This window comes from Burkholderia sp. Bp8991 (assembly GCF_003853795.1).
Classification (GTDB): Bacteria; Pseudomonadota; Gammaproteobacteria; order Burkholderiales; family Burkholderiaceae; genus Burkholderia.
The window spans coordinates 262,160-278,380 of sequence record NZ_QTQJ01000004.1 but is presented as its reverse complement, the minus strand read 5'-3'; the positions used below and the strand labels follow the sequence as shown (position 1 = coordinate 278,380).

The following is a 16,221-nucleotide window of genomic DNA, read 5'->3' as shown; positions in this document are numbered from 1 at the left end:
TAGAACAATCGGGACGTGCCGGCGCCTGTCGCGCGGGCACGCGGACGATGTCGTGCCTGCGCCTGAGCCGCGCGGCCAATTTTCCTCACGGAGTCACCACGATGCAACCGCAACTGCCGATCAACGTCGATCCCGATACCGGCGTCTGGACCACCGACGCGCTGCCGATGCTGTACGTGCCGCGTCACTTCTTCACGAACAATCACGTCGCCGTCGAGGAAGCGCTCGGCGTCGAGGCGTATGCCGAGATCCTCTACAAGGCCGGCTACAAGTCCGCGTACCACTGGTGCGACAAGGAAGCGAAGCTGCACGGCCTCACCGGCATGGCGGTGTTCGAGCACTACCTGAAGCGCCTGTCGCAACGCGGCTGGGGCCTGTTCTCGATCATCGAGGCCGATCCGGCCAGCGCACGCGCGAAGATCGAGCTGCGCCACTCGTCGTTCGTGCTCCAGCAGCCGGGCAAGGAAGGCAAGCTCTGCTACATGTTCGCGGGCTGGTTCGCCGGCGCGATGGACTGGGTCAACGACACGACGCCGGAAGGCAAGGGCGCGCCGCGCGCGCAGTCGAAGGAAGTGCAGTGTGCGGCCGAGCACCACGATCACTGCGTCTTCGAAGTGTCGCCGATCGCGCACTGACGCGCCGACCCGACGACACAGCAACAAACAACACCCGCAACACGAGACATTCGAACGCCAGAGGTCGCCTGCGATGCGTTATCCCCACCTGTTCAAACCCATGCAGCTGAACCAGCTGACGCTGCGCAACCGGATCGTCAGCACCGCGCACGCGGAGGTGTATGCCGAGCCGGGCGGCCTGCCGGGCGACCGCTACATCCGCTACTACGAAGAGAAGGCGAAGGGTGGCGTCGGCCTCGCGATCTGCGGCGGCTCGAGCCCCGTGTCGATCGACAGCCCGCAGGGCTGGTGGAAGTCGGTGAACCTGTCGAACGACAAGATCATCGACCCGCTCACGCGTCTTGCCGACACGATGCACAAGCACGGCGCGAAGATCATGATCCAGGCGACGCACATGGGCCGCCGCTCGTCGTTCCACGGCGAGCACTGGCCGCACCTGATGTCGCCGTCGGGCGTGCGCGAGCCGGTGCACCGCGGTAACGCGAAGATCATCGAGATCGAGGAAATCCGCCGCATCATCGGCGACTTCGCGGCCGCCGCGAAACGCGTGAAGGCAGCCGGCATGGACGGCATCGAAATCTCCGCCGCGCACCAGCACCTGATCGACCAGTTCTGGAGCAAGCGTTCGAACCACCGCACCGACGAATGGGGCGGCAGCCTCGAGAACCGTCTGCGCTTCGGCATCGAAGTGCTGACGGCCGTGCGCGAAGCGGTCGGCAAGGACTTCTGCGTCGGCCTGCGCATGTGCGGCGACGAATTCCACGAGGACGGTCTCGATCACGAAGCGCTGAAGGAAATCGCGCAGGCGATGTCGGAGACGGGCCTGATCGACTACCTGAGCGTGGTCGGCTCGGGCGGCGACACGCACAACACGATCGCGAACTGCATGCCGCCGATGGCGCTGCCGCCGGAGCCGTTCGTGCACCTCGCGGCCGGCATCAAGTCGGTGGTGAAGATTCCCGTGATGCACGCACAGAGCATCCGCGACGCGGGCCAGGCCGAACGCCTGCTCGCGAACGGCATGATCGACCTGGTCGGCATGACGCGCGCGCAGATCGCCGATCCGCACATGGTGATCAAGATCCGCGACGGCCGCGAAGACGAAATCAAGCAGTGCGTCGGCGCGAACTACTGCATCGACCGCCAGTACAACGGCCTCGACGTGCTGTGCATCCAGAACGCCGCGACGTCGCGCGAAGCGACGATGCCGCACATCATCGAGAAGTCGCGCGGCCCGAAGCGCAAGGTGGTGGTGGTCGGCGCGGGCCCCGCGGGGCTCGAGGCCGCACGCGTCGCGAAGCTGCGCGGCCACGACGTCGTGCTGTTCGAGAAGAACGCCGAAGTCGGCGGCCAGGTGATGATCGCCGCGAAGGCGCCGCAGCGCGAACAGATGTCGGGGATCATCCGCTGGTTCGACATGGAAACCAAGCGTCTCGGCGTCGACCGGCGCCTCGGCGTCGCCGCCGACGAGAAGATGATCATGGCCGAGAAGCCGGACATCGTCGTGCTCGCGACCGGCGGTTCGAGCTTCACGTGGCAGGTGCCGGCGTGGGGCGTGGCCGAAGGTCTCGCCGTCAGCTCGTGGGACATCCTGACCGGCAAGGTCGAGCCGAAGCAGAACGTGCTGCTGTTCGACGGCGTGAGCACGCATGCGGGCGCCGGCGTGGCCGACTTCATGGCGAGCCGCGGCTCGAAGGTCGAGGTGGTGACGCCCGACGTGAAGGTGGCCGACGATTGCGGCGGCACGACGTTCCCGATCTTCTATCGCCGCCTGTACGCGCTCGGCGTGATCCCGACGCCGAACACGATGCTCGATCGCGTGTACGAGGAAGACGGCAAGATCATCGCCGTGCTGCGCAACGAATACACCGAGGAGCTGGAAGAGCGCGCGGTCGACCAGGTCGTGATCGAGAACGGTTCGTCGCCGAACGACGAGCTGTACTGGAAGCTCAAGCCGGAGTCGGTGAACCGCGGCCAGATCGATCCGCACACGCTGTTCGCGGCCGAGCCGCAGCCGTGCCTGTCGGAAGAACTGGGCAACGGCCGCTTCCTGCTGTTCCGTGTCGGCGACTGCATCTCGATGCACAACGTCCACGGTGCGATCTACGACTCGCTGCGTCTCGTCAAGGATTTCTAAAAAAATGAATCCGGCTTTCCTCATTACCGCACTGCTGTGGCTGTCGGTGGCGGGGCTCGCGTTCGCGGTCGCGAAGCGCTCGTCCTACTGGCGTCTCGGGCGCGCGACGGCGCCCGGCTCGTTCGGCATCGCGAACCTGTTCACGATCCCGAAGCGCTACTTCGTCGACCTGCACCATGTGGTCGCCCGCGATCCGTACATCGCGAAGACCCACGTCGCGACCGCCGGCGGCGCGATCGCCGCGCTCGCGCTGGTGTTCGTCAACTACGGCCTCGCGATCTACTCGCCGTGGCTCGACAAGCTGATCTTCCTCGCGGCGCTCGCGATGCTCGTCGGCGTGGTGTTCGTCTGGCGCCGCCGCGCGGCGAAGGACGTGCCGGCGCGCCTGTCGCGCGGCCCGTGGAACGCGCTGCCCTGGCTGCTCGGCTCGTTCGCGCTCGGCCTCGTGCTGTTCATGGTCGTGCCGACCGGCGCGATGTCGGGCGCGTTCGCGGTGCTCTGCGCGCTGCTGATCGGCGCCGGCGCCTTCACGATGACCGTCGGCGCCGCGAAGGGCGGCCCGATGAAGCACGCGATCGCCGGCTTGCTGCACCTCGCGTTCCACCCGCGCCAGGAGCGTTTCGCGGCCACCCGTGAATCGTTCACGGGCAACGGCACGGCCACGCCGCCGACCGCGCTGAAGCTGCCGGACATCGAGCACGAGGAGTATGGCGTCGCGAAGCCGGTCGAATTCCACTGGAACCAGCTGCTGAGCTTCGACGCGTGCGTGCAGTGCGGCAAGTGCGAAGCCGCGTGCCCCGCGTTCGCATCGGGCCAGCCGCTGAACCCGAAGAAACTGATCCAGGATCTCGTCGTCGGGATGGCGGGCGGCACCGATGCCGCATACGCCGGCAGCCCGACGCCGGGCCTCGCGGTCGGCCAGCATCGCGGCGAGCCGAACGGCCCGATCGTGTCGGGCCTGATCGAGGAGCAGACGCTGTGGTCGTGCACCACCTGCCGCGCATGCGTGCAGGAGTGCCCGATGCTGATCGAGCACGTCGACGCGATCGTCGACATGCGCCGCAACCGCACGCTGGTGCACGGCACGGTGCCGGGCAAGGGCCAGGAAGTGCTCGCGAACCTGCGCGAGACGGGCACGATGGGTGGCTACGACACGGCTGCGCGCTACGACTGGTCGGTCGACCTGAACGCGCCGGTCGCGCAACCGGGCAAGCCGGTCGACGTGCTGTTCGTCGCGGGTGAAGGCGCATTCGACATGCGTTACCAGCGCACGCTGCGCGCGTTCGTCAAGGTGCTGAACAAGGCGGGTGTCGACTACGCGGTGCTCGGCGGGACCGAGACCGACACCGGCGACGTCGCACGCCGCCTCGGCGACGAAGCGACGTTCCAGCAGATGGCGAAGCGCCTGATCGGCACGCTCGGCTCGCTGTCGTACAAGCAGATCGTGACGGCCGACCCGCACGTGATGCACAGCCTGCGCAACGAATACCGCGCGCTCGGGCTGCGCGTGACGGTCAAGCATCACACGACCTACCTCGCGGAGCTGGCCGACAGCGGCAAGATCGCGCCGAAGGCGGTCGAGTCGCTGCGCGAGAAGCGCACCACGTATCACGACCCGTGCTACCTCGGCCGCTACAACGGCGAGACGGAATCGCCGCGCAAGCTGCTGAAGACGATCGGCATCCAGGTCGTCGAGATGGAGCGCAACGGCATGCGCGGCCGCTGCTGCGGCGGTGGCGGCGGTGCGCCGCTGACCGACATCCCGGGCAAGCAGCGTATTCCCGACATCCGCATCGCCGACGCGCGCGCGATCGGCGCGGACGTGGTCGCGGTCGGTTGCCCGAACTGCACGGCGATGCTCGAAGGCGTCGTGGGCCCGCGCCCCGACGTGCTCGACGTGGCCGAACTCGTTGCCGCCTCGCTGGAGTGAATCGATGAACACGATCAAACGAATCGATCCGCGCCGGCCGTTCATCATCACGGCCGCGGGCCTGAAGCGCATCACGCTCGGCGAGGAAGGCAGCGCCGACGCGAGCGCCGCGCAGTGGTCCGCGCACGGCCACGGCGCCGTGGCCGCGAAGCCGCGCCGCGCGGTGCAGGACCCGAAGCACGTGATGCTGGTGGTGGCGCACGCCGAGCGCGGCGCGGTCGACGACCATGCGCGGCAGGCGATCGCCGCCGCCGCGGTGCTCGCCGACGCGCAGACCGAAGTCGCGCTGCTGGCATTCGGCGAACTGAAGGATGATGCCGCCGAACTCGGCGTCGACAAGCTGATCGAGTTGGCCGACTTCGACCGTCGCGCCTTCGCGCCCGAAAGCGAATTGCAAGCCTTGCAGGCATGCGCCGCGGCGCTCGCGCCGAAGCACGTGTTCGTGCCCGACAACGCGACCGGCGACGGCGATCTCGGCCGGCGGTACGCGGCGGCCGCCGGCGCGAGCGTCGCGACCCACGTGGTCGAGATCGACGCGAAGCATGTCGGCGCGTATGCGCAGGCCGGCCGCGCGTTCGCGACGCGCGGGCTGCCCGACGTGATCCTGCTCGCGCAGAACGCGGTCGAGGCGAAACTGCCGTTCGTCGGCGCCGGCGAGCGCCTGGCCGCCGACTTCATCCGCCCGGCCGGAGACGCGGCGCAGCCATACCGCGATCTCGGCCTCGAGGAAATCGACGCGGCGCAGGTCGCGCTGGAGGAAGCCGACTTCATCGTGTCGGCCGGCAACGGCGTGTCCGACATCGGCGCGTTCGAGCAACTGGCCGGCGCGTTCGGCGCGGCGATCGGCGCGAGCCGCGTCGCGGTCGACAACGGTCACTTCACGCGCGACAAGCAGGTGGGCGCGACCGGCAAGACGGTCGAGGCGAGCGTGTACATCGCGTTCGGCATCTCGGGCGCGGTGCAGCACTTGCAGGGGATCAAGGACTGCCGTCACGTGATCGCGGTGAACCTCGACGGCAGCGCGCCGATCGCGAAGCGCGCGAACCTGACGGTGGTGGGCGACGCGCAGGCGACGATCGCCGCGCTGATCGAACAGGTGCAGGCCGCGCGCGCGTCGCGCGGACAATCGCCGGCCGCGGTCGGCTCGCGTGAAACCGAAGGAGTCGCAGCATGAACGCCCCCCGCCAGTTGCAACGCATCGCGGTGCTCGTGTCCGTCGGCCGGCACCCCGTCAGCGGCACCGCGCGCTACAGCCGCAACGACGCGGCCGCGCTCGAGGTCGGCCGCCAGCTCGCGGAGCGGCATCGCGCGCAGCTCGACGTGATCCATGCGGGCGATCCCGCGAATGAAGCGCTTGCTGAATATCTCGCGCTCGGCGCGCGGCAGGTCGAGGTGCTGGCCTGCCACGACGGCGACGATGCCGCGCATGCGCTCGCCGCGCGCGTCGAAGGCTACGACCTCGTGCTGACCGGCACGCGCGCCGAGGGCGCGTACGACACCGGGATGCTGCCGTATCGCGTCGCCGCGGCGCTCGGCTATCCGCTCGTCGGCTCGGCCGTCGACGTGACGGTCGACGGCGGCCGCGCGGCGGTCCGGCAATTCTTGCCGAAAGGGCTGCGGCGGCGCGTCGACGCGGCGCTGCCGGCCGTCGTCGCGGTCCATCCGCTCGCCAACGTGGCGCCGCGCTACGCGTATGCGCGGCTGCGCGCCGGCGCGATCCGCCCGGCCCTCACGTCGACCGGCGCGGACGCCGATGCGGCGGCCTGGAAGGTCGGCCCGATCGAGCGTAAACCCGTAAAGCTGGTCGCCGCCGAGAAGCGCTCGGGGCATGCCCGGATGCTGTCCGCGACCACGACCGAAAGCCGCGGCGGCAACGTCGTAAATGAAGGGAGTTCAGTCGAAAAAGCACAAGTGATCCTCGCGTATTTGCGCGAGCATCAGCTCATCGACTACTGATTTTGATGCCTGTCGGCAACCACACTGGGACGCAAGGAATCCGGAGCAAACGATGAAAGTATCGGCAGACATTCGTGCACTGATCGAGCGACGCAAGGAAGGTTACAGCCTCGAGGCGCCGTTCTACACGAGCGAGGACATCTTCGCCCTCGACATGGAGGCGATTTTCCGCCAGCACTGGATCCAGGTCGCGGTCGAACCGGACATTCCCGAGCCGGGCGACTACGTGACCGTGGAACTGGGCAGCGACTCGATCCTGATCGTGCGCGACGACGACATGGAAATCCGCGCGTTCCACAACGTGTGCCGCCACCGCGGCGCGCGCCTGTGCAACGAGGATAAGGGCTCGGTCGGCAACATCGTGTGCCCGTACCACAGCTGGACCTACAACCTGACCGGCCAGCTGATGTTCGCCGAGCACATGGGCGAGAAGTTCGACCGCTGCAAGCACAGCCTGAAGTCGGTGCACGTGCAGAACCTCGCGGGCCTGATCTTCATCTGCCTCGCCGAGGAGCCGCCGGTCGATTTCGCGCAGCTGCGCGCCCAGATGGAGCCGTATCTGCTGCCGCACGATCTGCCGAACACGAAGATCGCCGCGCAGATCGACATCATCGAGGAAGGCAACTGGAAGCTCACGATGGAGAACAACCGCGAGTGCTATCACTGCGTCGCGAACCATCCCGAGCTGACGATCTCGCTGTACGAATACGGCTTCGGCTACCAGCGCTCCGACGCGAACGCCGAAGGCATGGACGCGTTCGCTGAAACCTGCGTGCGCCGCGGCAAGGAGTGGGCCGAGATGGGCCTGCCGTCCGCCGAAATCGAAAAGCTGCTCGACGTGACGGGCTTCCGCACGCAGCGCTTGCCGCTCGACCGCCACGGCGAATCGCAGACGCTCGACGCGAAGGTCGCATCGAAGAAGCTGCTTGGCCAGTTCGACCAGGCCGACCTCGGCGGCCTGTCGTTCTGGACGCAGCCGAACTCGTGGCATCACTTCATGAGCGATCACATCGTGACGTTCTCGGTGATTCCGCTGTCGGCCGGCAAGACGCTCGTGCGCACCAAGTGGCTCGTCCACAAGGATGCGAAGGAAGGCATCGACTACGACGTGAAGAACCTGACGGCCGTGTGGAACGCGACCAACGATCAGGATCGCGCGCTCGTCGAATTCTCGCAGCGCGGCGCGACCAGCAGCGCATACGAGCCGGGCCCGTATTCGCCGTACACGGAAGGTCTCGTCGAAAAATTCTCGGCCTGGTACATCGGCCGGCTCGCCGAAAAAATCGGCGCGTAGTACAGCAGACAGCAAGTGGAGCTACACATGATGCGAGATTCGGCCAATTTCGAGCCGGTGGACAGCCGGGTGACGCACCCGGCGTTCTGGAGCGCGCTGCCCGAGCGCTGGACGAGCGACGTCGAGGAAACGCTGGTGTGCTGCCACGTGCGTCAGGAAACCCACGACGTGAAGAGTTTCTTCTTCCGTTCGCCGCAAGGCCGTGCGTTTTCCTTCGAGCCGGGGCAGTTCATCACGCTCGAACTCGACATCGACGGCGAGACGATCAACCGGTGCTACACGATCTCGTCGTCGCCCGCGCGGCCGCACACGATCTCGATCACGGTGAAGCGCGTGCCGGGCGGCAAGGTGTCGAACTGGCTGCATGACAACCTGCAGCCGGGCGCGTCGGTTCGCGTGCTCGGCCCGGCCGGCGAATTCACGTGCGCGCGGCATCCGGCGCGCAAGTACCTGTTCCTGTCGGCCGGTTCGGGCGTCACGCCGCTGATGTCGATGAGCCGCGCGCACCATGATCTCGCCGAGGATCGCGACATCCTGTTCGTGCACAGCGCACGCACGCCGGACGACATCATCTTCGCGCGCGAGCTCGACCTGATCGCGTCGAACCATACGAATTTCCGCACGTCGTTCGTCGTCGAGCGCGTCGGTGCACGCACCAACTGGCCGGGCGTCACGGGCTTCCTGACGCTGCCGCTGCTGAAGCTGATCGCACCGGACTTCATGGAGCGCGAGATCTTCACGTGCGGCCCCGCGCCGTACATGAAGGCCGTGCGCGACCTGCTCGACGAAGCCGGCTTCGACCGCAAGCAGTATCACGAGGAAAGCTTCTCGTTCGAGACGCTCGCGCAGACCGCGAGCGACGACGTGCTCGCCGAACTCGCGCCGGCGGCCAACGACGGCGACGTCGCGACGAAGCAGTACACCGTCAGCTTCGCCAAGAGCAATCGCGAGATTTCGTGCGGCTCGGAGCAGCACGTGCTCGACGCGGCGCGCCAGTCCGGCGTGCGGTTGCCGGCGTCGTGCACGCAGGGCATGTGCGGCACCTGCAAGGTGAAGCTCGTGTCGGGGCAGGTCGAGATGAAGCACAACGGCGGCATCCGCCAGCGCGAGATCGATCAGGGGATGGTGCTGCTGTGCTGCAGCAAGCCGCTGTCGGATCTCGTGATCGACAAGTAGTCGTATCGAGCCATCGCCGGTCCGGGCGCGTCGCGTCGCGTTGCGTCGCCTCCGGACAAGCATCCGTCGGAAAACAACGATACCGCGGATTTGTGGTTGAAGAACCTAGAGAGACAACGCGCACGGTGCGCATTTCAAGGAGATCGACCATGAAGTTGTTCGGAAAACTGCTGTGGACCGGCGCACTGTCGGCGATGGTTGCATTGAGCGCGTCGGCGCTCGCGGATACGAAGCCCACGCTGAAGATCGGTTACGTCGAAGGCTGGGACGACAGCGTGGCGACGTCGAACGTCGCGGCACGCGTGATCGAGAAGAAGCTCGGTTACCAGGTCCAGCTCGTGCCGGTGGCTGCCGGGATCATGTGGCAGGGCGTGGCGCGCGGCGACCTCGATGCGACGCTGTCCGCATGGCTGCCCGTCACGCACGGCTCCTACTGGGGCGAATACAAGTCGAAGGTCGTCGATCTCGGCGCGAACTTCCCTGACGCGAAGATCGGCCTGATCGTCCCCGACTACGTGAAGGCGAAGAGCATCGAAGATCTGAATGCCGAGAAAAGCAGCTTCAACGGCCGGATCGTCGGCATCGATGCGGGTGCGGGCGTGATGCGCAAGACCGACGAAGCGATCAAGAGCTACGGCCTCAGCTACACGCTGATGCCGAGTTCGGGCAGCGCGATGACGGCCGAGCTGTCGCGCTCCGTCGGCGCGAACAAGCCGGTGATCGTGACCGGCTGGGCGCCGCACTGGATGTTCGCGAAGTGGAAGCTGCGCTTCCTCGAGGATCCGAAGAAGGTGTTCGGCGGCGCGGAGCACGTCGACAGCGTCGCGAACCCGCAGCTCGAAACGAAGGCCAAGCCGGTCGTCGCGTTCCTGAAGAAATTCCAGTGGAAGCCGGGCGAGATCGACAGCGTGATGCTCGCGATCCAGAACGGTTCGAAGCCGGAAGCGGCCGCCGATGCATGGATTGCCGCGCATGCGGACCGCGTGAATTCGTGGACTGAAGGCGCGCAGTAAAACCGCGGCGATTCGTCGCGCGAATCATCATAAATAAATACGCCGGGAATGGCATGCAGGAATCCGAAACAATCGTGAATTCATGCGGCCATATCCCGGCTTTCTTTTACTGATTCTGCAAAAAAGCGCGTAAGTTGTTACACTAGCGCCCTTGTGCGGAGTCATCACAGGAGGAATTGGATGAGTCAAGCAGGACTGCGTGCTAATCGCACCAGTGACGTTGAGGCAACCATCTCACATGATTCGACGGGCCACACGCTGCAACGTGGCCTGACTTGGAAAGACGCATTCTGGGTGACGAGCGGCGTGCCGGCAGGCGTGCTGTTCACGATCGGCGGCGTATGCGCGACGATCGGCCAGCCCGCGTGGGCGATCTGGATCGCCGCGATCACGATGGGGCTGATTCAAAGCGCGACTTATGCGGAAATATCGGGACTATTTCCCCATAAATCGGGCGGCGCGTCGGTATACGGCGCGATCGGCTGGGTCCGTTACAGCAAGCTGATTGCCCCGGTTTCCGTGTGGTGCAACTGGCTCGCGTGGTCGCCGATGCTCGCGCTCGGCTGCGGCCTCGCGGCGAGCTATGCGCTCACGAGTCTCTTTCCCGCCGACGCGGCGGTGCTGCACTGGCAGTTCAAGGTTGCGGATCTCGGGTTCATCAAGCCGGGTCTTTCCCTGCGAATCAACGCGACGTTCATCATCGCGACGATTCTGCTTCTCATCACGTTCAAGCTTCAGCACAGCGGCGCATCGAAAGCTGCGCGCACGCAGCGCATTCTCGGCATCGCGTCGCTCACGCCGCTGCTGATCGTCGGCATCGTTCCGTTCGTCACCGGCGACGTGCCGATGTCGAACCTGCTTCCGCTGCTGCCGCTCGGTCATGACGCTCAAGGCAACCTCACGACCGCGACCTTCGGTTCGTGGAACGGGCAGGGCGTGACGATGGCGCTCGGCGCGATGTTCATGGCCGGCTGGGCGTCGTACGGCTTCGAAACGGCGGTCTGCTACACGCGGGAATTCCGCGATCCGCGTCGCGACACCGCGAAGGCGATCTTCTGGTCGGGCGCGCTGTGCCTCGTCGTGATGACGCTCGTGCCGATGGCGTTCCAGGGCGCGCTCGGCACGCAGGCGATGCTCGACCCGGCGATCGGCGACGGCACCGGCGTCGCGGCCGCGATGGCGAAGATCGTCGGTGGCGGTGCGTGGGTCGCGAACGCGGTCGTCGTGATGCTGATGCTGTCGATCCTGCTGATCGTGATGACGTCGATGATGGGCTCGTCGCGCACGCTGTACCAGGCATCGGTCGACGGCTGGCTGCCGAAGTACCTGTCGCACGTGAACGAGCACGGCTCGCCCACGCGCGCGATGTGGACCGACCTCGGCTTCAACCTCGTGTTGCTGATGATGTCGGACTACATGACGGTGCTGGCGATCTCGAACGTCTGCTACATGCTGTTCGTATTCCTGAATCTCCAGTCGGGCTGGATCCACCGGATGGACCGCGGCAACTGGGATCGGCCGTTCCGCTGCCCGACCTGGCTGCTCGTCGCCGGCTCGGTCTGCGGCTACGCGAACCTCGTCTATGTCGGCGCGGGCGCGAACCTGCAGGGCGAAGGCACGCTGCGCAACGGGCTGATCGCGATGCTGCTGATCGTGCCGGTGTTTCTCTATCGTCACTACTGGCAGGATCGCGGCCGTTTCCCCGCGCAGATGCAGCGCGACATGGAACTCGAAGTGCCGAAGCGCGCGATGTGGCTGAACCTGATGCCGTATGCGGCGCTGGTCGGTGCTGCGCTGACGATCTGGCTGTCGTACTACTTTGCGTGGGTGAAGTAAGCATCTGAACGCGGCACGCGCGTCGCGCGACGAACCCGGACACCGCACCCGGGGCCGTTGCGCGACGCGGCGAACGCAACGCGATAAAAAACCCGACCGGCAGATGCTGCCGGTCGGGTTTTTTATTGGCTGCGCGCCGAACGGATGCGCTTACGGAAACACCACCGTCCGGTCGCCGTTCAGGAACACTCGCCGCTCGATGAACGCCTTCACCGCGCGCGCGAGCGTGATGCACTCGACGTCGCGGCCCACCGCGAGCAATTGCTCGGGACGCAGCGCATGATCGACGCGTTCGACCACCTGCTCGATGATCGGGCCTTCGTCGAGATCGTCGGTCACGAAGTGCGCGGTCGCGCCGATCAGCTTCACGCCGCGGGCATGCGCCTGGTGATACGGCTTCGCGCCCTTGAAGCCGGGCAGGAACGAGTGATGGATGTTGATTGCGCGGTTCGCGAGCTTCGCGCTGGTTTCCTGCGACAGCACCTGCATGTAGCGCGCGAGGATCACGAGTTCGGCGCCGCTCGACTCGAAGAAGTCGAGCCACTGCGCTTCCTGCTGCGCCTTGGTGTCGGCCGTGATCGGGAAGTGGCGGAACGGCAGCCCGTGCTGCGTGGCGAGCGGTTCGAAGTCCGGATGGTTCGACACGATGCCGACGATGTCCATCTTCAGTTCGCCCATCCGCCAGCGGAACAACAGGTCCGCGAGGCAGTGCTCGAGTTTCGACACCATGATCAGCACCTTCGGGCGCGCGTTCACGTCGTGGATCGCCCATTGCGTGTCGCCGTCACCGCCGCCGCCGAGCGCGGTCGCGATCGGACCGAACTCCTGGCGCAGCGCGTCGATCTGCAGCGTTTCATCCGTCGGATGAAACACGCAGCGTACGAAGAAGTGGTTGCTGAGATCGTCGTCGAACACGTTCAGCGCATCGACGTAGCAGCGATGGCGCTCGAGAAAGCCGACGACGGCGGCGACCTGGCCGGCCGCGCTCGGGCACGACAGCGTCAGGACGAATTGATCGGGGCGTGAGTCGGCGGTCATGAGATTCCTCGGATGTCAGGGAACGCAACGCGCGCGCGGCGGCGCGACGGGGCGCCACGCTACGCGGGTAGCGGGAGGCTCAAGTAAATCAGGACGATTCGGGCGCGGATAGAACCAACCCGCCGTGTGGCTGGTATCGGCGCGCCAGCGCCGCGGGGCGGTGGCGAGGCTTGAGGCGGGGGTTTTGGGGACGCTGGGCGGGGTGTCGGGGCGGGGCGGGCGCGGCTGGTCCAGCGAGCGTCAGGCGGTGCAGCCGTAGCCGGTCCAGCGAGCGTCAGGCGGTGCAGCCGTAGCCGGTCCAGCGAGCGTCAGGCGGTGCAGCCGCAGCCGGTCCGGCGAGCGTCAGGCGGCGCAGTCGTAGCGGCTCCAGCGGGCGTCAGGCGGTGCAGGCACAGCCGCTCCATCGGACGTCAGGTGTGGCAGGCGCAGCCAGTCCAGCGCGCGTCGGATGGGACAGCCGCAGCCGCTCCAGCAAGCGTCAGGCAGCGCTCCGCCGGCCAGCCGCCCGCTCAAGCCGGCGCGCACGCGTCCAGCAGCCAGCGCCGGAACACATGTGTCGCGTCCGGCTCGGGCCGCTGCGGCGGCCGCACGAGGAAGTAGCCGCGCGACGTGACGACGGGCGCGTCGACGAGCTTCACGAGCTGCCCGGTCGCGACGAGCTCGTCGACGAGCGGCGACCAGCCGAGCGCGACGCCGTCGCCGAGCAGCGCCGCGTGGATCACCAGCGCATAGCTGTTGAAGGTCACGCCGCGCGCGGCGGCCGGTGCGTCGAGGCCGTGCGCGTCGAACCAGCCGGCCCACGACAGCCAGCGTTCGGGGCGCGTCGCCTGCACGTGCAGCAGCGGCAGCGCCTGCAGGTGCTCGGGCCGCGCGACGTGCGCGTGCGCGGCGCGGAACGCCGGCGAGCAGACGGGCGTGACCGATTCGGGAAAGAGCCGCGCGGCCGTGCACGACGGCCAGTGGCCGTCGCCGAACAGAACCGCGATGTCGGCGTGGTCGCGCTGCGCGTCGTAATCCTGCGAGGTGACGACCCGCACGTCGACGTCCGGCATCACGCGCTTCAGGCCGGAGAGGCGCGGCATCAGCCAGTAGGTCGCGAAACCGAAATCCGTGACGATCGTGAGCGCGCCGTGCTCGCGGCGCGCGCGCAGCGTCGCGGTGGCGCCGCGCAGCGTGTCGAGGCTCAGCCGCACGGCTTCGTACAGGCACTGGCCGTCGCTCGTCAGCGTGACGCCGCGCGGGCTGCGCTCGAACAGCGGCACGCCGAGTTCCGCTTCGAGCTGGAACACCTGCTGGCTCACGGCCGGTTGCGTCGAGCCGAGCTCGCGCGCGGCGGCCGTGAAGCTCTGGAGACGGGCGGCCGATTCGAACGCGCGCAGCGCCTGCATCGACGGTAACGGTTCGGATTTCGACATAAGTCTCTCTAATGGCCTCATAAGGGCCGGACGCCTTCCCGCGCGAATTCGGGCGGGGGATAGTGCTTCGGACGGCACGGCGCCGCGCCAGGCCTTCCGCGATTCTAGCCAGTCGCGGCCGGTGCGCGCGGCACTTTCTTCAGGCTGCGTCCGTCATGCCGGCCGTGTCGCCGCCCGAGCGTCGCGCCGCTCCATTCGAACACCGATTTCCCCAAGACCGCCGATGACGAACCCGACTCCCAACATCCTGATCCTGATGGCCGACCAGCTGACGCCGTTCGCGTTGCCGGCCTACGGCAACCGCGTCGCGCGCACGCCGACGCTCGACCGGCTCGCGGCGCAAGGCGTGGTGTTCGACGCCGCGTATTGCGCGAGCCCGCTGTGCGCGCCGTCGCGCTTCTCGCTGCTGACCGGCAAGCTGCCGTCGGGTATCGGCGCCTACGATAACGCCGCCGAATTGCCGGCGCAAACGCTGACTTTCGCGCACTACCTGCGCGCGGGCGGCTACCGGACGATGCTGTCCGGCAAGATGCATTTCTGCGGACCCGACCAGCTGCACGGCTTCGAGGAACGGCTCACGACCGACATCTATCCGGCCGACTTCGGCTGGGTGCCCGACTGGGACCGCCCGACCGAGCGGCCGAGCTGGTATCACAACATGAGTTCGGTGCTCGAGGCCGGCCCGTGCGTGCGCACGAACCAGCTCGATTTCGACGACGAAGTCACGTTCGCGGCGAAGCAGAAGCTGTACGACGTTGCGCGCGAGCGCGCGGCCGGTCATGACGCGCGGCCGTTCTGCATGGTCGTGTCGCTCACGCATCCGCACGATCCGTACGCGATCACGCGCGAATACTGGGATCTGTACCGCGACGACGAGATCGACATGCCGGCCGTGCGGCTCGATGCGCAGCAGAGCGATCCGCATTCGCAGCGGCTGCGCTTCGTCTGCGAAAACGACCGCACGCCGCCGACCGACGCGCAGATCCGCGCCGCGCGCCGCGCGTACTACGGCGCGACGTCCTATGTCGACGCGCAGTTCGGCAGCGTGCTGGCCGCGCTCGAGCAATGCGGCTTCGCCGACGACACGATCGTGATCGTCACGTCCGACCATGGCGACATGCTCGGCGAGCGCGGACTCTGGTACAAGATGACGTTCTTCGAAGGCGGCTGCCGCGTGCCGCTGATCGTCCACGCGCCGGGCCGCTTCGGTGCCGCCCGCGTGCGCGGGCCGGTGTCGCACGTCGATTTGCTGCCGACGCTCGTCGACCTCGCCGGCGCGGCGCCGGCCGGCGGCTGGCCGGACCCGGTCGACGGCGCGAGCCTCGTGCCGCATCTGCAAGGCGCGCCCGCGCACGACGTCGCGCTGGGCGAATACCTCGCGGAAGGGGCGGTTGCGCCGGTCGTGATGATCCGCCGCGGCGACTGGAAATACGTGCATTGCCCGGCCGATCCCGACCAGCTCTACAACCTCGCCGACGATCCGCGCGAGCGCACGAACCTGGCCGGCCTGCCGGAAGCCGCCGGCGTGCTCGCCGCATTCCGCGAGGAGGCCGCGCGCCGCTGGAACCTGCCGGAACTCGACGCGCAGGTGCGCGCGAGCCAGCGGCGGCGCCGCTTCCATTACGCGGCGACGACGCAGGGCCGCATCCAGGCGTGGGACTGGCAGCCGTTCACCGACGCGAGCCAGCGCTACATGCGCAATCACATCGAACTCGACACGCTCGAAGCGATGGCGCGCTTTCCGCGCGTCGGGCGCTGAACGGGCCGCAGCGGACATTGACGAACGACGGA

Annotated in this window: 12 protein-coding genes; 10 read left to right on the top strand and 2 right to left on the bottom strand. The window is 67.3% G+C overall.

The window, feature by feature from the left end; genetic code table 11:
- The first annotated feature begins 101 nt into the window (after positions 1 to 101).
- From DIE02_RS06715 to DIE02_RS06675, 9 genes are all read left to right on the top strand, one after another.
- The gene (locus tag DIE02_RS06715; protein ID WP_006488993.1) at positions 102 to 635 is read left to right on the top strand and encodes a DUF5943 domain-containing protein; all 534 of its coding nucleotides are present in this window, start codon (positions 102 to 104) and stop codon (positions 633 to 635) included.
- Positions 636 to 708: 73 nt separating this feature from the next.
- A complete protein-coding gene (locus DIE02_RS06710) occupies positions 709 to 2,772 on the top strand; it encodes an NADH:flavin oxidoreductase (RefSeq protein ID WP_044844361.1) in 2,064 nt (687 codons plus the stop codon).
- A gap of 4 nt (positions 2,773 to 2,776) precedes the next feature.
- Positions 2,777 to 4,702 (top strand): (Fe-S)-binding protein, encoded by a 1,926-nt coding sequence (locus DIE02_RS06705; RefSeq protein WP_124485149.1) that lies wholly within the window; start codon positions 2,777 to 2,779, stop codon positions 4,700 to 4,702.
- A 4-nt stretch (positions 4,703 to 4,706) separates the two neighbouring features.
- Positions 4,707 to 5,876, top strand: coding sequence for an electron transfer flavoprotein subunit alpha/FixB family protein (locus DIE02_RS06700; protein ID WP_124485150.1), 1,170 nt, complete (start codon positions 4,707 to 4,709; stop codon positions 5,874 to 5,876).
- Entirely contained in the window at positions 5,873 to 6,658 is a 786-nt protein-coding gene (locus DIE02_RS06695) for an electron transfer flavoprotein subunit beta/FixA family protein (protein ID WP_044844358.1), read from the top strand. The genes DIE02_RS06700 and DIE02_RS06695 overlap by 4 nt, the downstream gene beginning before the upstream one ends.
- A 52-nt stretch (positions 6,659 to 6,710) precedes the next feature.
- Positions 6,711 to 7,952 carry an aromatic ring-hydroxylating dioxygenase subunit alpha gene (locus tag DIE02_RS06690; RefSeq protein ID WP_044844357.1) on the top strand — a complete coding sequence of 414 codons (1,242 nt, stop codon included), beginning with the start codon at positions 6,711 to 6,713 and terminating at the stop codon, positions 7,950 to 7,952.
- 27 nt (positions 7,953 to 7,979) lie between these two features.
- The gene (locus DIE02_RS06685) at positions 7,980 to 9,128 is read left to right on the top strand and encodes a hybrid-cluster NAD(P)-dependent oxidoreductase (protein WP_124485151.1); all 1,149 of its coding nucleotides are present in this window, start codon (positions 7,980 to 7,982) and stop codon (positions 9,126 to 9,128) included.
- A gap of 149 nt (positions 9,129 to 9,277) precedes the next feature.
- On the top strand, positions 9,278 to 10,141 hold the full coding sequence (locus DIE02_RS06680) for a glycine betaine ABC transporter substrate-binding protein (RefSeq protein WP_124485152.1): 864 nt from the start codon (positions 9,278 to 9,280) through the stop codon (positions 10,139 to 10,141).
- A 180-nt stretch (positions 10,142 to 10,321) separates the two neighbouring features.
- Positions 10,322 to 11,977, top strand: a complete 1,656-nt coding sequence (locus DIE02_RS06675; RefSeq protein ID WP_124485153.1) for an APC family permease — start codon at positions 10,322 to 10,324, stop codon at positions 11,975 to 11,977.
- 150 nt (positions 11,978 to 12,127) lie between these two features.
- On the opposite strand, the gene purU is transcribed toward DIE02_RS06675, so the two are convergent.
- Positions 12,128 to 13,015 (bottom strand): formyltetrahydrofolate deformylase, encoded by an 888-nt coding sequence (gene purU / locus DIE02_RS06670; RefSeq protein WP_124485154.1) that lies wholly within the window; start codon positions 13,013 to 13,015, stop codon positions 12,128 to 12,130.
- 509 nt (positions 13,016 to 13,524) lie between these two features.
- A complete protein-coding gene (locus tag DIE02_RS06665; protein WP_124485155.1) occupies positions 13,525 to 14,451 on the bottom strand; it encodes a choline sulfate utilization transcriptional regulator in 927 nt (308 codons plus the stop codon).
- Between the two features lie 202 nt (positions 14,452 to 14,653).
- Here DIE02_RS06665 and betC point away from each other — a divergent pair, with 202 nt between their 5' ends.
- Positions 14,654 to 16,189, top strand: a complete 1,536-nt coding sequence (gene betC / locus DIE02_RS06655) for a choline-sulfatase (RefSeq protein WP_124485156.1) — start codon at positions 14,654 to 14,656, stop codon at positions 16,187 to 16,189.
- Positions 16,190 to 16,221 lie beyond the last annotated feature (32 nt).